Source organism: Cryobacterium sp. PH29-G1 (assembly GCF_030063365.1).
Taxonomy (GTDB): domain Bacteria; phylum Actinomycetota; class Actinomycetes; order Actinomycetales; family Microbacteriaceae; genus Cryobacterium.
On record NZ_JASISY010000001.1, the window covers coordinates 158,668 to 176,291 of the forward strand.

General features: G+C 65.5%; 17 protein-coding genes. 11 read left to right on the top strand and 6 right to left on the bottom strand.

All coding sequences use genetic code 11. The annotated features are described in order from the left end of the window. Positions 1-31 precede the first annotated feature (31 nt). From QMK22_RS00795 to QMK22_RS00810, 4 genes are all read left to right on the top strand, one after another. Positions 32-1,456, top strand: a complete 1,425-nt coding sequence (locus QMK22_RS00795) for a ferredoxin reductase family protein (protein ID WP_283495719.1) — start codon at positions 32-34, stop codon at positions 1,454-1,456. Further along, a complete protein-coding gene (locus tag QMK22_RS00800) occupies positions 1,453-2,076 on the top strand; it encodes an FMN-binding protein (RefSeq protein WP_283495720.1) in 624 nt (207 codons plus the stop codon). Before QMK22_RS00795 ends, QMK22_RS00800 begins: the two co-directional genes overlap by 4 nt. A 10-nt stretch (positions 2,077-2,086) precedes the next feature. Further along, the gene (locus QMK22_RS00805; protein WP_283495721.1) at positions 2,087-2,983 is read left to right on the top strand and encodes an FAD:protein FMN transferase; all 897 of its coding nucleotides are present in this window, start codon (positions 2,087-2,089) and stop codon (positions 2,981-2,983) included. 100 nt (positions 2,984-3,083) lie between these two features. Beyond that, positions 3,084-3,338, top strand: coding sequence for a hypothetical protein (locus QMK22_RS00810; RefSeq protein WP_283495722.1), 255 nt, complete (start codon positions 3,084-3,086; stop codon positions 3,336-3,338). Positions 3,339-3,449: 111 nt separating this feature from the next. On the opposite strand, the gene QMK22_RS00815 is transcribed toward QMK22_RS00810, so the two are convergent. After that, positions 3,450-3,959: a MarR family winged helix-turn-helix transcriptional regulator gene (locus QMK22_RS00815; RefSeq protein ID WP_283495723.1), complete on the bottom strand. Its 510-nt coding sequence runs from the start codon at positions 3,957-3,959 to the stop codon at positions 3,450-3,452. A 105-nt stretch (positions 3,960-4,064) separates the two neighbouring features. Here QMK22_RS00815 and QMK22_RS00820 point away from each other — a divergent pair, with 105 nt between their 5' ends. Then, on the top strand, positions 4,065-4,709 hold the full coding sequence (locus QMK22_RS00820; RefSeq protein WP_283495724.1) for an NADPH-dependent F420 reductase: 645 nt from the start codon (positions 4,065-4,067) through the stop codon (positions 4,707-4,709). Between the two features lie 45 nt (positions 4,710-4,754). Here the strand turns inward: QMK22_RS00820 and QMK22_RS00825 are convergent, their stop codons facing one another. The 4 genes from QMK22_RS00825 to QMK22_RS00840 form a co-directional block, all read right to left on the bottom strand. Continuing rightward, positions 4,755-6,080 (bottom strand): MFS transporter, encoded by a 1,326-nt coding sequence (locus tag QMK22_RS00825; RefSeq protein WP_283495725.1) that lies wholly within the window; start codon positions 6,078-6,080, stop codon positions 4,755-4,757. A gap of 338 nt (positions 6,081-6,418) precedes the next feature. Continuing rightward, positions 6,419-8,110, bottom strand: a complete 1,692-nt coding sequence (locus QMK22_RS00830) for an HNH endonuclease signature motif containing protein (protein WP_283495726.1) — start codon at positions 8,108-8,110, stop codon at positions 6,419-6,421. A 156-nt stretch (positions 8,111-8,266) separates the two neighbouring features. After that, positions 8,267-8,674 carry a DUF3054 domain-containing protein gene (locus QMK22_RS00835; protein ID WP_283495727.1) on the bottom strand — a complete coding sequence of 136 codons (408 nt, stop codon included), beginning with the start codon at positions 8,672-8,674 and terminating at the stop codon, positions 8,267-8,269. A 57-nt stretch (positions 8,675-8,731) separates the two neighbouring features. After that, a complete protein-coding gene (locus QMK22_RS00840) occupies positions 8,732-9,442 on the bottom strand; it encodes a VIT1/CCC1 transporter family protein (RefSeq protein ID WP_283495728.1) in 711 nt (236 codons plus the stop codon). A 253-nt stretch (positions 9,443-9,695) separates the two neighbouring features. Here QMK22_RS00840 and sucC point away from each other — a divergent pair, with 253 nt between their 5' ends. The 6 genes from sucC to QMK22_RS00870 all read left to right on the top strand — a co-directional run bounded on the left by sucC (position 9,696) and on the right by QMK22_RS00870 (position 16,852). Continuing rightward, positions 9,696-10,865: an ADP-forming succinate--CoA ligase subunit beta gene (sucC, locus tag QMK22_RS00845; protein WP_283495729.1), complete on the top strand. Its 1,170-nt coding sequence runs from the start codon at positions 9,696-9,698 to the stop codon at positions 10,863-10,865. 13 nt (positions 10,866-10,878) lie between these two features. Beyond that, entirely contained in the window at positions 10,879-11,766 is an 888-nt protein-coding gene (gene sucD, locus QMK22_RS00850; RefSeq protein ID WP_283495730.1) for a succinate--CoA ligase subunit alpha, read from the top strand. Between the two features lie 213 nt (positions 11,767-11,979). Continuing rightward, a complete protein-coding gene (locus QMK22_RS00855; protein WP_283495731.1) occupies positions 11,980-13,227 on the top strand; it encodes a cell division protein PerM in 1,248 nt (415 codons plus the stop codon). A gap of 9 nt (positions 13,228-13,236) precedes the next feature. Beyond that, positions 13,237-13,830 carry a phosphoribosylglycinamide formyltransferase gene (purN, locus tag QMK22_RS00860; RefSeq protein WP_283495732.1) on the top strand — a complete coding sequence of 198 codons (594 nt, stop codon included), beginning with the start codon at positions 13,237-13,239 and terminating at the stop codon, positions 13,828-13,830. Beyond that, positions 13,827-15,497: a bifunctional phosphoribosylaminoimidazolecarboxamide formyltransferase/IMP cyclohydrolase gene (gene purH / locus QMK22_RS00865; RefSeq protein WP_283495733.1), complete on the top strand. Its 1,671-nt coding sequence runs from the start codon at positions 13,827-13,829 to the stop codon at positions 15,495-15,497. The genes purN and purH overlap by 4 nt, the downstream gene beginning before the upstream one ends. A gap of 275 nt (positions 15,498-15,772) precedes the next feature. Further along, positions 15,773-16,852, top strand: a complete 1,080-nt coding sequence (locus tag QMK22_RS00870) for a Glu/Leu/Phe/Val dehydrogenase dimerization domain-containing protein (protein WP_283495734.1) — start codon at positions 15,773-15,775, stop codon at positions 16,850-16,852. Between the two features lie 33 nt (positions 16,853-16,885). On the opposite strand, the gene QMK22_RS00875 is transcribed toward QMK22_RS00870, so the two are convergent. After that, positions 16,886-17,611, bottom strand: coding sequence for a DedA family protein (locus QMK22_RS00875; RefSeq protein WP_283495735.1), 726 nt, complete (start codon positions 17,609-17,611; stop codon positions 16,886-16,888). Positions 17,612-17,624: the final 13 nt, after the last annotated feature.

Here is a 17,624-nt window from a genome sequence, read left to right on the forward strand (position 1 = left end):
ATTCGATGGGCCTGCGCCCGATGCTCTACTCATGAGCCTTGACACCCGTATCACACGAGACGGTCCGGCGCCCACACGTCGTACCCGTGTCGCGTCGCTGCATCCGGCCTACAAGAAGCGGATGCGGCTGGCCGACAGCCTGCAGATTCTGTGCGTGGCCTCGGTTGCCGTGGTGATCGCGGTCTTTTTGGCCGACGGGGGAGCGGCCAAGTTCGGCACACCAGCCGACGCCTTCACCTCGCTCGGAATCGTCGCCGGACTCGTCGGCACCGACCTGCTGCTCGTCATGCTCGTGCTGGCCGCGCGACTGCCCCCGATCGACCGCGCCTTCGGCCACGACCAGGCCATGGCCGTGCACCAGTCCCTCGGCAAGCCAGCCCTGTATCTCATTCTTGGTCACGCCGGCCTGCTCATTACCGGCTATGCGCTCGCCGAAAACGTGAATGTGTTCGTTGAGGTCTGGAACATGTTCACGACCCTGCCCGACATGCCGCTGGCCTTTCTCGGCCTGGCCTTCATGATCGGCGTCGTCATCACCTCGCTCGTCGTGGTGCGCCGCAAGTTTCGTTACGAGGCCTGGCACGCCGTGCACCTGATTGCCTACCTCTCGGTTTTGGTTGCCATTCCGCACCAGCTGAGCGTCGGCAACCTACTCGGTGAGGGCGCCATTGCCCGCTATTACTGGCTCGCCCTCTATGTAGCTGTCGCCGGATCCATCATTGTCTTTCGATTTGTGCTGCCGGTGGCCCGGTCGCTTCGGCACCGTCTGGTCGTGGACCGCGTAGATGCTGTCGCACCGGGGGTCGTCTCGATCACCCTGACCGGCCGAAACCTGGCCCAACTGCGGGCGACCTCCGGCCAGTTCTTCGTTTGGCGCTTTTGGGCCCACGGCCTCTGGTGGCAGGCGCACCCCTTCTCCCTGTCGTCGGCTCCGAGCGAGCGCGGTCTGCGCATTACCGTTCGTGGCCTCGGTGACGCCTCGCAGCAGCTGCCCCAAGTGAAGCGCGGTACCCGGGTGAGTTTTGAAGGCCCCTACGGACTGTTCACTGAGAATGCCCGCACCTCGCCCCACGTCGTGTTGATCGCTGCCGGAATCGGCGTCGCGCCCATTCGTTCCCTGCTCGAAACAGTGTCGTTCGCACCGGGCAACGCCACCGTTCTGCTGCGTTCGCACTCACTGGGGGATACCTACCTGGTCGACGAGCTCACCGACCTGTGCCGGGTGCGTGGCGCCGAGCTGCGCATCATCGCTGGGAAGCGGCCCAAGGGCGTCAATACCTGGCTGCCAGCGGATGCGGCCCGGGCCGGCCTCAACCTGCGCAAGATCGTGCCCGAACTTCAACAATCCGACATCTACATCTGCGGTCCCCGCCCCTGGACCGACGCTGTCGTACGCGATGCCCGTGCCTCGGGGGTTCCCAAGAAGCAGATTCACTACGAAAGGTTTGACTGGTGAGAGCACGCGCGGTGGCCCTGGCCGCCCTGGCCTCGGTCTCGATCGTCGGTATCGGCTGGCAGTTGGGATCCCAGGCGATTGACGCCTCACAGAACCTGGCGTCCAGCACAACCGGAACCGATGCTGCCACGGCGGCAACGGCGGCGGCTGCGCAGGCTGCGGCGACGGCGAAAGCGGCCGCTGACGCCGCCGCAGCCGCCCAGGCCCAGGCGGACGCGACCAACACGGCGGCATCGGCGCAAGCGGCAGCGGATGCCGCCGCCGCGGCTACGGCAGCAGCCAACGCGGCGGCGGCAGCCGATGCGGCCGCGACGGCCGCGGCGGCGAGTGCGGCATCGTCGCAGTCCGGCACGTTCGCCGGCTCGGTGGTATCAACGCAGTTCGGCAACATGCAGGTGTCGGTGACCATCGCCAACGGGATGATCACCGACGTAACCCCGCTGCAGCTCACCAACCGCGGTGGCCGATCGGTGGCAATCAGCAACCAGGCCGCTCCGATTCTGCGATCTGAAGTGCTCGCAGCCCAGTCCGCCAGGGTACAGAACGTGAGTGGCGCCACCTATACGACCGGTGGCTACCTGCAGTCGTTGCAGTCGGCCCTCGATGCGGCCGGATTCTAGGGTGCTGAGTATGCGCAGTGACGACGAACGGATGCCCGCCGACTCGCCGGTCGAGCGCACGCTCCCGGCGCCGACCCTCGCCACGATGGGCACAATCGTCAGTCTGCGGTTGGCCGGCTTCGTCGACGAGCCCGGTTCGGACGGGGGTGCCCGGGCGCATGCTTTACACCTCGTCGAAAGCATTTTTCGGCGGTGGGACGAGCAGTTCAGCCTGTACCGATCAGACTCCGAGCTGAGTCGAGTCGCTCACGGGGACATCCGTTTGACCGAGGCGAGTGAGAGCCTGCGCAACTGCTACGCCCTGGCATTGGATTGGCGGGATCGCACTCTGGGGGTGTTCACACCGCATCGGGCCGATGGCGTGATCGATCTCTCCGGAGTGGTGAAGGCGCTCGCCATTGCCGAAGCCGGGGTTGCCCTGACCGAAAGTGGACTCAGTAACTGGTCGATCAATGCCGGCGGTGACGTTCTGGTGAGCGGCGAGCCGACAGAGCGGTTTGAAGCGTGGGAGTCGGCCGAGGGCGTGATGCCGGTCGGGCATCGGGTGGCCGTTCCAGCGTTGACGAATCGTCACCCCGAATGGGTCGTGGCGATCGTCAATCCGGCCGATCGCGGTGACGTGATCGCGAACGTGCCGCTGCGGAATGCTCGTCGAGCCGTCGCCACTTCGGGCAGCGCTGAGCGCGGGGAACATATCTGGTCGGTGCATGCTGGTGAACCGTCGCCGTTTCACCAGGTGAGCGTCTTTGCCGCCGATATCGTCACGGCCGACGTACTCGCGACGGCGATCATAGCCGGCGGCGAGGCAACGCTGGCCGACCTGACCGCGCGTTTTGCCATTGATGTGCTGGCCGTTCGGCGCGACGGCCGGTTGCTCGCGACTCCGGGCTTGCGCCGGGCCGAATAGTCGTCCCTCGCACGGTTGAAACATGACGCTTGCTGCCCCGTGAAGGCTGGAGTAGCGTGGCTCGCGAAATGACCGCGCTCGCGGGAGGGAGAGGCAGATCATGAGCGACAGCAGCAATTTTTGGAGTGACGAGGAACGTGAAATAGACGAGCTCGTGGGTGATTTCGCCGGTGATTTCGCGGGTGATCTGTCGGGTGATCTGTCGGGTGATCTCTCGGGTGATCTCCAGCGAGACAGTGCGCCGGACGACGACGCCTCGGTGCGACGGTCGGACGCGGATGACCGGACTGTGGAACTCGATCTGGATGGCGATGCCTACGCCGATCTCGATTTCAGGGACGATGACCGGTACTGACGATGACCGGTACTGACGACGACCGGTACTGACAGTGACCGCTACTGACGACGAGCACAGCTGACGGGGTGGCCGTGGCTGAGAGGTCTCGGATCGGTGACGGCGGCCCACTCAGCCTCGATCGAGCAGCAGGTGATCAGGGTCGAGTGTGCCGAGTAGACGCTCGCAGATCTCGCTGAGCTGACCGACCTGACGGGCGGTAAGCGGGTCGAATACCACGGCGCGCACCTCGTTGACGTGCCCCGGAGCGCTGGCAACGACCTTCTGCCGGCCCGTTTCGGTCAGGCTTGCCATCGAGGCGCGGGCATCCGTTTTTGATGCGCAGCGGGTGAGGAAGCCCTGTGTCTCCAGACGGGTGAGTACGTGTGAGAGCCGGGACAGTGAGGAATTGGTGCGTGAGGCGAGTTCGCTCAGGGGGAGCGAACGGGCTTCGTTCTCCGAGATCATCGCGAGCACGTAGTACTCGAAGTGGCTCAGGCCCGCGTCACGCCTGAGCTCAGATTCCAGCCGGGCCGGCAGCAGCATGGTGACCGCGATCAAGCGCAGCCATGCCGTGCGCTCGTCGTCGGTGAGCCACCGGGGCTGTGCGCTGTCGGGCTCGGACGCGACGGGTTCTGTCATGGCCACAATCTATCAGGAACTTGACGGTTCAACTAAAATGATTTAGGTTTTAGTTGTTGCTTCAAGTAATCGACTCGGTGCAACGCCAACAGAAAGCGAACCCTCATGACTGACATCGTGATTATCGGCAGCGGCAATATGGCTCGCGGCATCGGCACCCGTGCGGTGGCGGCTGGACGCAGCGTGCGGATTCTCGGACAGGACCTGCCCAAGGCGGCGGCGCTCGCTGCCGAGCTCGGGGCATCCGTCACGAGCGGCCCGATCGACTTCGCCGCCGTCGACGGCGACATCGTGGTACTGGCCGTTCCCTATGACGCTGCCCGCACGCTCGTGAGCGGCTATGGTGCCGCGCTTGCCGGCAAAACCGTTATCGACATCACCAACCCCATCGACTTCACGACCTTCGACTCGCTGACCGTTGCCCTGGGCACCTCAGCGGCCGAAGAGCTCGCCGAACTCGCCGCTGACGGCGTGAACGTCGTCAAGGCATTCAACACCACCTTCGCCGGTACTCTCGTCGCCGGTTCCGTGGCCGGCCAGACTCTCGACGTGTTCGTGGCGGGCGAATCCGATACGGCCAAGGCCGCCGTGGCATCGTTCGTCACCGACGCGGGGCTCAATCCGATCGATGCCGGCCCGCTGCGTCGTGCTCGCGAGCTCGAGGGATTCCAGCTGCTCATCATGACCCTGCAGGTCAACCCGGCTCATGCCTCGTTCAACTGGAACACTGCCCTGAAGGTGCTGGTCTAGCAACGGGTCCGGCCGGACCGCACCGCCCGCGCCACGCCGGTCCGGTCAGTCGTTGTCGGCTGAGGCAACCACGTCGAGCGGATGCACGAGCTCGTCCCGCGCCATACCGAACGCGAGCATCGCAGTAATCGCGAGTACCGGTGGTACCAGTCCGGCAACGAGAAACGCGGGTGCGAGCCCGACGGTCTCGCCGACCGGACCAGCGAGAGCCACCGAGACCGGCATGAGGGCGATGGACACGAAGAAGTCCAGACTGGAGACCCGGCCAAGCAGCTCCGATGGAACGCGTCGCTGCAACAGCCTGCCCCAGATCACTCCACCGGCCTGGAACGCGAATCCGGTCAGGAACAGCGCGAGCACCATCACCCAGAGTTCGGTCGTGAGGCCGATGATCGCCAGCGGAACGCAGCCCAGGCCCCAGAGCAGGTTCATGATCGTGAGGTAGCGCCGCGGCAGGCGCCGACTCGCCACCAGCAGCGACCCGGCGGCACCTCCGATTCCGAAAGAGGCGAGCACTAGTGCGTAACCGCCCGCGCCACCTCCGGCCTGGTCTCGGACCGCGAACGGGAGGAGTACCTCGATCGGGCCCATCAGCACGAGGATCAGCAGAGAAAAATAGGAGAGGGTCCCGAGCAGCCACGGCGTTTTCACCATGTAGAGATAGCCGTCCTTCGCTTCGGACAGAATGCCCCACAGCGGATGCCGTGACTCAGCTCCGGCCCCGGTTCCGGCCTCCGGATTCGGTGTGCGTCGCCGCTCGGGTGTCGGCTTCATTCGCCAGAGCACGAGCACGCCCAATAACTGCGCCCCGGCGATCAATGCGAAAGCGCTGCCCGGTGACGCCACAGCCACGGCCGCGCTCGCCGCGGCCGGACCGGCCGCCTGCAGGACGATCGGACGCAGCATGCCCTCAACGCCATTCGCCGCGAGCAACTGATCGGGCGGAAGGATAGCGGGAAGCAGTGCGGAATAGGCCGGGTAGAAGAATCCCTCCGTCACTCCGAGCAGAAAGGACACGGCGGCGAGGTGCCAAATCTGCACTGTACCGCTGAGCGCTAGCGCGGCCGCCGCGGCGATACTCACAACCTTGGTGATTTCAATCGCGATCATGATCTGACGCCCGGGAACACGGTCGGCTACGACCCCGCCGACGAGCACCGCGGCAACGGCCCCGACTGCCGAACCTGTCGCCACCACGGACAGGTCGACGGGTCCTCCGCCGAGTTCGATGACCTGCCAGACCACGGCCACGATCCACATGCCGGACCCGAACAAAGAAAGTGTCATCGCACCCACGAGTAGGCGATACTGCCCGTCGCGGAAGGGGTGCAGTGCCCGGGGGAGGTGCCCCGGGGCGGCGGCGCGGTGCACTCGGTGTCGTGCTCGTCGTGCTCGTTGTGCTCGTTGTGCTCGTGCGCCGCCAAGGGGCGGAGTCGCGGGGCTGCCCATCGGGGTCTTTCAGATAGGCGGAGCGACCGCTGGGTCGGGTTCTTGGCGGCGAGACTACTACCGGTTCGGAGCATCGTCTACCGCACGAGACAGGCGCCTGTGCCGATACCGTCCTGTGCTTATACCGGCCTGTGCTGATACCGTCTTCTGCCGATGCCGTCCCGTACCGATAGGTCCGTATCGATAGGTCCGGTATCGATAGGTCCGGTATCGATAGGTCCTCGACCTATACCGCCGGGCCTACGACGGCAGCTCTTCGGTTAGAACGGGGCGGTGTTCCCGTCGGGTTCGGAGCTGGCGAGATCTTCAAGGTGCGTGAGGTTGTTCCAGATGTCGATGGGGCGTTGTGCGGTGTTGCTCGGTCCGGGGTCGGGGCCTGGTTCGCTCGCCGTGGTGGTGGGGTGGGGGCTGAGGCGGGTGGCGGGGTGGGTGGCGTAGTGTTTGCCGGCGGGGCTGGTCCAGTTCATGGTGCCGTCGGGGGTTTGGGTGACGGTCCAGCCGGTTTCGGTTTTGAGTCGGTGGCTGCGTTTGCAGAGGTGGGCGAGGTTGTCCCAACGGGTTTGGCCGTTGTATTGCCAGTCGTGGGTGTGGTCGATGTCGCTGTGTCTGGCTTGTCGGGTGCAGCCGGGGAATCGGCAGGTGCCGTCGCGAATTTCGAGCCATTTCTTGAGGTCGGCGGGGACGGTGTAGCGGGTGGTGCCGACGCTGAGCACGGTGCTGGTCTCGGGGTGGATGAGGATGCGGGTGAAGCTTTTTGCGGTGGCGGCGACGCGGCGGGCGGTGTCGGCGTCGAGGGGGCCGAAGCCGTCGAGGGTTCCGGGTTGCTCGCTGAGGCCCATCAGGGTGAGGACGGGCACGGTGACGTTGACCAGTCCCTGCACTCCGGCACCGAGGCCGGTTTCGGTCACTCCGGTGAGGAGGAGGTCGACGGCCACGTCGAGGCGTTGCTGGCCGAGGGTGCGGGTGTCGACGGGCTCGGCGGCGGCGGCGTTGTGCAGGCTGCGGGCGAGGGTGTCGACGCGGTCGTTGATCGCGGCGGCGTCTTCCTGGGTGAGGATGAGTTCGAGGCAGGCCATGCCGTCGCGGTTGGGCATGACGGCGAAGCTGCGCGCGTTCAACGCGCTGCGGTGGCGGGTGAGGATGGATTCGGGGTGGGAGAGTTCGCGCACGGTGCTGGCGCGTTTTTTCAGCTGGTTCACGGTGAGGTCGTCTGCGCCGGTCAGCGCTTCGGCTTCAAATGTTGCTCGGGCCGTGTCGGGTAGGGAGAGGGCGTTGTTGACGATGACTTCTGCGTGGCGGTAGCTGATGGAGCCGGTGGCGAGGAGGGCGCGGGTGGCGGGAAGTTCGTGTTGCAGCATCGCGCTGACGCAGAGCAGGTTGCGGGCGGTGTTTTCGTGCACGCGCAGCAAACAGCCCAGTTCGGCGACGAGGCCCTCGGTGGCGGCTTGTTTCTCGGACCAGCGCTGCAACGGACGGCACTCTTCGCCGGTGTCTTGCGCGTGCTGGGTGAGGAGCGCCCGGGGTAGGGGCCGGCCGGTTTCGGCGGTGCTGGCCACCCAGCGGGCGACGTCATCGATCGCGGCCGCCCGTGCGGCATGGGCCCGATTGATGGCCAGGTCGCATTCGCGTACCGCGTCAAGCAGCCGGACCTGCTCCGCATCGACGGGTCGTTTCTTCCAGTCATCGAGCGAGGCCGCGACCACATAATCGAGCGCCTGCACCCCGGAGATCGTTTTCGTGCCCGCTGAACGGTGCGTCGGCGCCGGCTTACCCGGCCGGATACCCGCCGCCGCCATCTCCGCCAAATACGCAGCAGTCGCAGCAGTCGCGGCGGCCTCCACAGCATCAGCAGCCCGAGCTCGCTCAGACTCAGCCTCAGATTCAGCCTCGGCAGCCTCGCCGCGACTCGCCGGGGGCTCAGGGGTGGGAGGTGGATCGTCGTGGATCGCCATGCATCCATTATCTCACGAATAGAACACAAAAGCGAGACTCGCTCAGGTTTTCATGGCTTGAAGAGTCCCGAGATTAGTAGTTAATTACGAAAAAATCAGGCCTTGCGGGCCCGGGCTTCGGCTCGCGAATTGACCCTGGTGCAGGCTGTTCGCCGGTTAGGCCTGAGCTGTCCGGCGCGAACGAAAGTGCTGCACGAGCGCGGCAATGGCACGCCAGCCGAGCAGAAAAACACCCAGCACGATGGTCGTGACGATCGCGAAACTCAGCTGCACGCCCTGGCCGCTGGCCAGGCGTAGCAGGAGACCGCCGGCCACAGTGGCGATCCAGATGCCCAGACCGGTCGGGGCGATGGTGCGCGGGTGGCGCCAGGCGCGCAGCAGTAGCCAGCCGACGACGAGCCCGCCGAGGAACGGCCAATAGGTGACGCCGAGGCCGGCCAGGGTTTCGCCGTGGCTCAGCCGGCCGATAACGGCAAACAGCAAAACCAACGCCGCGTCGAGCGCGCCCGCGGTAATGATCGATGATCGAGGAATAGTGCCGGCTCCGATGCGCAGTGATGCCATTTTTGTGAGTCTAGCCAAGCGGTCTGTGCGTAATCCGCAATCGCCCGAGCCGGAATGCTAGACGTTGCCGCCGATGAGCGCTCCGATGACATAGGTGACGGCGAGGGCGAGGATGCCGCCGATGACAATGCGGGCGATGGCGCGGGGCTTGGGGCTGCTGCCCAGGTGAGCGCTGAGCCAGCCGGTGATGACGAGGGCTACCAGTACCGCGAGGAAGGTGGCACCGATGCGCCATTCGGCCGGCGGCAGCAGCACAGCGAGCAGCGGGAGGGCCGCACCGACGGTGAAGGCGATAGCGGATGCGAAGGCTGCGTGCCAGGGATTGGAGATGTCTTCCGCCGTGATGTGCAGTTCGACTTCGAGGTGCGCTGCGAGTGCGTCGTGCCGGGTGAGTTCAATGGCTACCTGCTCGGCGGTGTGGCTCGACAGCCCCTTTGCCACGTAAAAACCGGCCAGCTCGGCAAGCTCCTCTTCGGGCTGGTTCTCGAGTTCCCAGGTTTCTTTGGCGATGAGGGAGCGCTCGGAGTCGCGTTGGCTGCTCACGGAAACATACTCACCGAGGGCCATTGAGATTGCACCGGCCAGCAAGCTGGCGACACCGGCGATGAGGATGACGCCGGAATCGGTGGTGGCCGCGGCGACGCCGACGACGAGCGCGGCGACGGAGACAATGCCGTCGTTGGCGCCGAGAACACCGGCGCGGAGCCAATTCAGCCGTGAGGCGAGGCCGAAGGCGTGCGGTTCCACCGTGTGAGCGAGATCAGTCATAGCACTAGATAATCACTCGGCGGGGGCGTCGTCCAGCAAGGTGTGGCTAGCCTTCGACGGCCCGTGTGTGGCGCTACAGCGCCCGGTGTCAGCGTATATAGGGTGCGCCTTGACGTCCCATTCACGCGATAGAGTTTTCAGTGGTCGGTATGTCTTGACGTCGAGCTAATTTACGGCGACGACTGCTGTTACCAACAACCTCATATATCTTCACCGGCGGTGTGATCGCCAAGACGCGGATTGGAAGAGCAGCGTGGATCTTTACGAATACCAAGCGAGAGACCTCTTTGAGGAATATGGTGTACCGGTTCTGCCGGGCATCATCGCGGACACCCCCGCAGAAGTGCGTGCAGCGGCCGAGAAGCTTGGTGGCGTTGTCGTCGTCAAGGCGCAGGTCAAGGTTGGCGGCCGCGGCAAGGCCGGCGGCGTCAAGGTAGCCAAGACTCCGGATGACGCTGAGGCCGCAGGCCGCGACATTCTGGGTCTGGACATCAAGGGCCACACCGTTCACCGCGTCATGGTGGCCGGCGGAGCCCGCATCAAGCAGGAGTTCTACTTCTCCGTGCTGCTGGACCGGTCCAACCGGTCCTACCTGTCGCTCGCCAGCTATGAGGGTGGCGTGGAGATCGAAGTTCTCGCCGTCGAGAAGCCCGAAGCGCTGGCCTACACGGCCGTCGACCCCACGGTCGGCATCGACCTCGCACTCGCGAAGCAGATCGCGATTGACGCGAAGTTTCCGGCCGAGCTCGTCGACAAGGTTGCCCCGGTCTTCGTCAAGCTGTACGACGTGTTCAAGGGCGAGGACGCGACCCTGGTCGAGGTCAACCCGCTCGTACTCACCGAAGAGGGCGACATCATCGCCCTCGACGGCAAGGTCACGATCGACGAGAACGCCGACTTCCGTCACCCCAAGCACGCCCTCCTCGAGGACGCTGCCGCCGCTGACCCGCTCGAGGCCAAGGCCAAGGCTGCCGGTCTCAACTACGTCAAGCTCGACGGCGAAGTCGGCATCATCGGCAACGGCGCGGGGCTCGTCATGAGCACCCTCGACGTCGTCGCCTACGCTGGCGAGAACTTCGGCAGCGTCAAGCCGGCCAACTTCCTCGACATCGGGGGCGGAGCATCCGCTGAGGTTATGGCTGCCGGTCTCGACGTCATCCTCGGTGACCCGCAGGTCAAGAGCGTATTCGTCAACGTCTTCGGCGGCATCACCGCGTGTGACGCCGTAGCCAAGGGCATCGTGGGCGCGCTCGCCGAGCTCGGCTCGAGTGCCAACAAGCCGCTCGTGGTGCGCCTCGACGGTAACAACGTCGAGGAGGGCCGTCGCATCCTCGCCGAGGCGAACCACCCGCTCGTAACACTGGCCGCCACCATGGACGAGGGCGCCGCCAAGGCCGCCGAGCTCGCCCACGCAGCGAAGTAAGGGACAACCAACAATGTCAATCTTCCTCAACAAGGACTCCAAGGTCATCGTGCAGGGCATCACCGGAGGTGAGGGCACCAAGCACACCGCCCTCATGCTCAAGGCCGGTACCCAGGTCGTCGGTGGCGTGAACGCTCGCAAGGCCGGAACCACGGTCGTACACGGCGATGTCGAACTGCCCGTCTTCGGCACGGTCGCCGAGGCCGTTGCCAAGACCGGCGCTGACGTGTCGATCGTCTTCGTGCCGCCGGTATTCACCAAGGACGCAGTCATCGAAGCGATCGACGCCGAGATTCCGCTGCTCGTCATCATCACCGAGGGTGTTCCCGTGCAGGACTCGGCCGAGTTCTGGGCCTACGCCATCAAAAAAGGCAACAAGACCCGCATCATCGGCCCGAACTGCCCCGGCATCATCACGCCCGGTGAAGCACTCGTGGGCATCACGCCGGCGAACATCACCGTCAAGGGCCCGATCGGACTCGTCTCCAAGTCGGGCACTCTGACCTACCAGATGATGTACGAACTGCGTGACCTGGGCTTCTCCACCGCGATCGGTATCGGTGGCGACCCCATCATCGGCACCACGCACATCGATGCACTCGAGGCGTTTGAGAACGACCCCGAGACCAAGGCGATCGTCATGATCGGCGAAATCGGCGGCGACGCTGAAGAAAAGGCCGCCGAGTACATCAAGGCGCACGTCACGAAGCCGGTCATCGGCTACGTGGCCGGTTTCACCGCCCCCGAGGGTAAGACCATGGGCCACGCCGGCGCCATCGTCTCCGACGGAGCCGGAACCGCCCAGGGCAAGAAGGAGGCCCTCGAGGCCGCCGGAGTCAAGGTCGGCAAGACTCCGAGCGAGGCTGCCACCCTGCTGCGCGAGGCACTCGCCGCGCTGTAACCTCTCCACCCCTGCAGAGCCCGCCGATTCCGGCGGGCTCTGTCTCGTTAACGCGGCAACAATCAGCAACCGCGGAGATTTTCGCGACACGCGCGCCCGTGCACGCGGCCGTGACGGCATGTCGTCAATTTCTCCGAGGATAGCTGCGACTTCTGGCCGCAGCACCAGCGTGGGCGTCACGATGCGTGGGGTGAGCAGGTAGGCTCCAAACGGATGAATCGCATAACGACCGCCCTACTCGCCGCCCTGGAGGCGTTACTTGTCGTCGCCATCGGCGTCGGCATCGCCATGGTGCCGCTCACCGTACTCTGGGCCGCCCATTTCGGTCTGTCGGTCGAATGGTTCGTGTTCTGGCGGGCCGCGGCCGATATCTGGCTGCTCGGCAACGGCGTCGACCTCACGGTGCAGCTCGGCCCCGACGTGGCCGCCGCGCTCGGCCTGGCCGGCGCAGACACCCCCTTTCTGATCTCCATCGTGCCGCTCGGCTTCGCCATGCTCTCCGTGCTCATGGGCGTGCACACCGGCCGCCGCGCCGCAGAGACGCCATACCGCTGGACCGGCGTTGGGGTCGCCGTGGTCACCTACGCGATTCTTTCCGCACTCGTGACCGTGTCCGCGCTCTCGGAAACGGTACGGCCCAACCAACTGCAGGGGTTCGTATTACCGACGCTTATCTATGCCGTCGGGGTTCTGATCGGCGCTGAACTAGGCCGGCGCAAGACTGCGGGACCGGTGGCCAGCACGGATCGGCTGAGCCGCGGCATCCGTTCGTGGTACCAGCGCATACCGCAGGCCACGCGCGCGGTCATCGATGGCGCGGTGCGCGGTGGAACGGCCGCCGCGGCCGGGGTACTTTTCGTGTCGGCCGTGACCGTTGCGGTGCTCATCGCGGTCAACTACGCGACCATTATCGGCCTCTATGAGGCCGTGCAGGCCGGCGTTGTCGGTGGCGCCACCATCACCCTCGCGCAGCTCGCCCTCATCCCCAACCTCGTCATCTGGGCTGCTGCCTGGTTTGTCGGGCCCGGCATCGCGTTGGGTGCGGGCAGCACAGTTTCGCCCATTGGTACCGTTGTCGGCACACTGCCGGGGCTACCCCTGTTTGGTGCGCTGCCGCAGGGCACCCCCGCCTACGGCTTCATCGGGTTGCTCGTTCCCGTGCTGATCGGCTTTATTTTCGCCGTCGTGACCCGGCAATTTCTGGACCGGCCCGGCGTGCCCGAACGCACCACGTTCGAACACGTACTCACCGGCCTGGGCATGGGGGTCGTCGGTGGCGCCCTCCTAGGGCTGCTCGCCTGGTGGTCGGCGGGAGCGATAGGCCCCGGTCGTCTCGTCGAGGTGGGACCGAATCCGCTGCTGGTCGGAGCGCTGGCCGCAGCTGAAATCGGTGTAGCAGCGGCCCTCGGTATGCTCGCCGGCCGGGTGCGGATACCGTCGGTACGACGCGCCAAACGGTAAGCTCGAACAGTGCTGTCAATTGTCGTGTTGATCTCCGGCGGAGGATCCAATCTTCGAGCCCTGCTGGAGGCGTCAGAAGACGCCGAATTTCCGGCCCGAATCGTAGCGATCGGTGCCGACCGCGATGCCGACGGGCTCGAGCTCGGCGTGGAATTCGGTATCCCCGCGTTCTCGGTTCCGTTCGCCTCGTTCGCCGACCGCGCGGCCTGGGGAGACGAACTGCTCGCTCAGATTCAGCAGTGGGAGCCCGATCTGGTCGTGCTCAGCGGCATGATGCGGCTGCTGCCTCCGCGCGTCGTCGCCGCCCTCTCGCCCAACCTCATCAACACGCATCCGGCCTACCTGCCCGAGTTTCCCGGAGCGCACGCCGTGCGCGACGCCCTCGCCGCCGGGGCGGTGCAGACCGGTGCGAGCATCATCGTGGTTGACAACGGTGTTGACGAAGGCCCCATTCTCGTGCAGGAACGCGTTGACGTTCTGCCCGATGACACCGAAACTTCCCTGCAGAATCGCATCAAGATCGTCGAGCGGCGCCTGCTCATCCAGGCCGTGCTCGACATCGCCAACGGACACATGAACCTCAAGGAGAACTCCACAGCATGAGTGGTCACACCAACGCGCCCAGCTCGTACCGACACCGGGACCAGATCACCATCAAGCGCGCACTCATCTCCGTGAGCGACAAGACCGGCCTGCTCGACCTCGCCGCAGCGCTTAAAGCGGATGGCGTCGAAATCGTCTCGACCGGATCCACCGCGGCAACCATTCGTGCCGCCGGCTACGACGTCACCGACGTCTCAGCCGTCACCGGTTTTCCGGAATCGCTCGACGGCCGCGTCAAGACGCTGCACCCCGGCGTGCACGCCGGCATCCTCGCCGACCTGCGACTCGAGACGCACGAAGCTCAACTCGACGAGCTCGGCATCAAGGCTTTCCAGCTCGTTGTGGTCAACCTGTACCCGTTCGTAGAAACCGTTGAGAGCGGGGCCGAGCCGGCCGACGTGATCGAGCAGATCGATATCGGCGGCCCGGCGCTCGTGCGGGCATCCGCTAAAAACCACGCGAACGTGGCGATCGTTGTCGACCCGGCCAACTACGGCGAGATCATCGCCGCCGTCGCTGCGGGTGGCTCGACCCTCAAACTGCGTCAGAAGCTAGCCTCGCTCGCCTTCGAACACACCGCAGACTACGACCTCAGCGTGTCGAGCTGGTTCACCGAGAACGTCTACGACCAGTGGCAGGACGACACCGAGGCGCTCGACGAAGACGTCACCTTCGAGGCGGCCGACGACGAGGATGAGGACGACGAGTCGCCGTTCCCCGCAGGGCTCGGCATCGAAGTGACCCGCGAGGCCATCCTCCGCTACGGCGAAAACTCGCACCAGGCCGCTGCGCTCTACGTCGGCGAAGGCGGCCGCGGTATCGCGCAGGCCAAGCAGCTGCACGGCAAGGAAATGTCGTACAACAACTATGTCGACGCGGATGCGGCCGTGCGCGCCGCCTTCGACTTCAGCGAACCGGCCGTGGCCATCGTCAAGCACGCCAACCCGTGCGGCATCGCCATTGCCAAGCCCAACGCACCGGATGCCATCGCCTCAGCGCACCTGCGCGCCCACGCCTGCGACCCGATCTCGGCGTTCGGCGGCGTCATCGCCGCGAACCGCGTTGTCACCTTCGGCATGGCCGAAACCATCAGCGAGATCTTCACCGAGGTGCTCGTCGCTCCCGGATTCGAACCGGCCGCGGTGGAGCTGCTCACCAAGAAGAAGAACATTCGCCTGCTTGAGCTGCCCGCCGACTACGAGCGGTCATCGCTGGAATTGCACCAGATTTCCGGCGGCCTGCTCGTGCAGGAAACCGACAGCTTCGAGGGGTTCAGCTCGGCCGGCTGGACGCTCGTCGCCGGCCCCGAAGTGGATGCCGCCACCCGCGCCGACCTCGAATTCGCGTGGAAGTCGTGCCGTTCCGTGAAGTCGAACGCGATTCTGCTCGCGCACGCCGGGGCATCCGTCGGAGTGGGCATGGGCCAGGTCAACCGGGTCGACTCCTGCCACCTCGCCGTGAGTCGGGCCGGCGAACGCGCCGAGGGATCGGTCGCCGCGTCTGACGCGTTCTTCCCCTTCGCCGACGGACTCGAAGTCTTGCTCGAGGCCGGAATCGCCGCCGTCGTGCAGCCCGGCGGCTCGGTGCGCGACCCCGAAGTCATCGCCGCGGCCACCGCTGCCGGTATTTCGATGTACTTCACGGGAGAGCGACACTTCTTCCACTAGGCTCAAACGCAAGAAAAGCACCTTCAATGTTGAGTTGGAGGTGCTTTTTTGCGTCTTTCCACTGGCCGCACTGCCGAAGGGCTCAGGGCACCGCGACCGGAAGGAGTCGCCGTGACGTAGCTGCGGGGTGCCTGGGCGTCGACTGCACAAGTGGTGGATGGGCGTTGGCTGCATAAGCGTTGAGTGCTGGAGCCGGCGCGGTTATCCTGATCGAGGCGGGGCCAGACACCGGCTCCGCCGCATTCGGCCCACAAGGCCCGACTTTTGGAGGAGCAATGACGCTCACGCACCCCGCCGCACCCCTCGAATCACTCACCGGGATTCCGTTCAGTCACGAGAGGGTACTGATCACGACGGGCGAACGCTCCGGATTGATGATCACGGTGGCCGTCCACTCCACCCGCCTCGGTCAGGCCCTCGGCGGCGCACGTCTCTGGCAGTACGCCAGCTGGACCGACGCGGTCGCCGACGCCCTGCGGCTCTCCGCCGCCATGACCCTCAAGAACGCCGTTGCCGGCCTGAACCGTGGCGGCGGCAAGGCCGTGATCTACCTGCCACTGGGTACCGTGCTCACCGATGCCGTCACGCGCCGGGCGATGCTCGACCTCGGTGACGCGATTGAGAGCCTCGATGGCACTTATATGACGGCCGAAGACGTTGGCACGAGCGCCGAGCTCATGGCCATCGTGGCCGAACGCACGAGCCACGTCTGCGGACTCCCCACTGCCACAGGCGGTGTCGGTGAACCAGCGGATGCCACGGCGGCCGGTGTCTATGCCAGCATCGAATCCACCCTCGAGGCTCTGTATGGCGTTCGCGCGGTGCGTGGCCGCCACCTGGTGATCTCCGGACTCGGTCAGGTGGGCGCACGCCTGGCCACGGCGCTCGCCGCCGCGGGCGCCACCCTCACCGTCACCGACATCAACCCCGACAAGCGCCGACTCGCCGACGAGCTCGGTGCCGGCTGGGTTGCTGTCGGCGAGGCTCACCGGGTGCCCGCCGACCTCTACGTGCCGTGCGGACTCGGCGGCGTGCTGACATCGACCGTGATCGCGGAGTTGAACGTGCTCGGCATCTGCGGTGCCGCCAACAACCAACTCGCGAACCCCGCCGGGGCGGCCCAGCTGGATGCGCGGGGAATCCTTTGGGCACCGGATTTCGTCGTCAACGGGGGCGGCGTGATCTATCTCTCGATGGCGAGCGAACGCAGCGCCGACCTCGAGCAGATCAGCGAGCGTGTCCGCGCGATCGGCTCGGTGCTGACGCAGATTTTTGCGGATGCTCGCGCGAACGACATAACGACCCTCGCGGCTGCGGAACGGCTCGCCGCCGCCCGTCTCAACCCGGCCGGGTAAGACGCTGCCGGACCGAGGGCTGCCCCAGGAGGGCTACTCGCGGAGGTCAGCGGGGAGGGTCGGGAGCACGCGTGCGGCCGCGCGGCGCTCCTTGAGCGTCGTGCGTGCGGCCTTGCTCAACTCGGTGAGGATCGGGATTCCGGAGACCAGGATGATTCCGATGATGAAGTATTCGGAGTAGGTGGCGACGAACTCGAACTGGCCGAGGAAGAACCCCACGAGGGTCAGTCCGACGCCCCAGGCGAAGGCTCCAATCGCGTTGTAGGTCACGAAGCTGCGGTAGCGCATCTTGCCGACGCCGGCAGCAACGGGCACAAAGGCCCGAAATATCGGCAGGAAACGGGCCAGGATGATCGACTTTCCACCGTGCTTGGCGAAAAAGGCGTTGGTGCGTTCGACGTTCTTCGGATTGAAGAACCGGTTCTTCTCCCGCGAGAACACGGCAGGACCGGCTTTTCGACCGATGAGGAAGGCGAGCTGGTCGCCGGCAAAGGCCGCCACGAAAACGACCAGACAGGTCACCCAGATCGGCAGTGGAACGACGCCGGTAGCGGTGAGCAGGCCCACGGTGAACAGGAGCGAATCACCCGGCATGAAGGACAACACGATGAAGCCGGTCTCGATGAACACAACCGCGGCGACGCCAAGCAGCACGAACGATCCAAACGAGTGGATCAGCCAGTCAGAGTCGAGAAAATCGATTCCGAGCAGGGTGGGCAGCATGAAGAATCCTTCCAACGGGGCGAGCGCGCGGGGCATGGCATGCCGACGA

Bases quoted from the DNA above. Each gene is read 5' to 3' on its own strand.
- QMK22_RS00795 (WP_283495719.1), top strand. From the start codon at position 32: ATGAGCCTTGACACCCGTATCACACGAGACGGTCCGGCGCCCACACGT.
- QMK22_RS00805 (WP_283495721.1), top strand. From the start codon at position 2,087: ATGCGCAGTGACGACGAACGGATGCCCGCCGACTCGCCGGTCGAGCGC.
- QMK22_RS00810 (WP_283495722.1), top strand. From the start codon at position 3,084: ATGAGCGACAGCAGCAATTTTTGGAGTGACGAGGAACGTGAAATAGAC.
- QMK22_RS00815 (WP_283495723.1), bottom strand. From the start codon at position 3,959: ATGACAGAACCCGTCGCGTCCGAGCCCGACAGCGCACAGCCCCGGTGG.
- QMK22_RS00820 (WP_283495724.1), top strand. From the start codon at position 4,065: ATGACTGACATCGTGATTATCGGCAGCGGCAATATGGCTCGCGGCATC.
- QMK22_RS00830 (WP_283495726.1), bottom strand. From the start codon at position 8,110: ATGGCGATCCACGACGATCCACCTCCCACCCCTGAGCCCCCGGCGAGT.
- QMK22_RS00835 (WP_283495727.1), bottom strand. From the start codon at position 8,674: ATGGCATCACTGCGCATCGGAGCCGGCACTATTCCTCGATCATCGATC.
- QMK22_RS00840 (WP_283495728.1), bottom strand. From the start codon at position 9,442: ATGACTGATCTCGCTCACACGGTGGAACCGCACGCCTTCGGCCTCGCC.
- sucD (WP_283495730.1), top strand. From the start codon at position 10,879: ATGTCAATCTTCCTCAACAAGGACTCCAAGGTCATCGTGCAGGGCATC.
- QMK22_RS00855 (WP_283495731.1), top strand. From the start codon at position 11,980: ATGAATCGCATAACGACCGCCCTACTCGCCGCCCTGGAGGCGTTACTT.
- purH (WP_283495733.1), top strand. From the start codon at position 13,827: ATGAGTGGTCACACCAACGCGCCCAGCTCGTACCGACACCGGGACCAG.
- QMK22_RS00870 (WP_283495734.1), top strand. From the start codon at position 15,773: ATGACGCTCACGCACCCCGCCGCACCCCTCGAATCACTCACCGGGATT.
- QMK22_RS00875 (WP_283495735.1), bottom strand. From the start codon at position 17,611: ATGCCCCGCGCGCTCGCCCCGTTGGAAGGATTCTTCATGCTGCCCACC.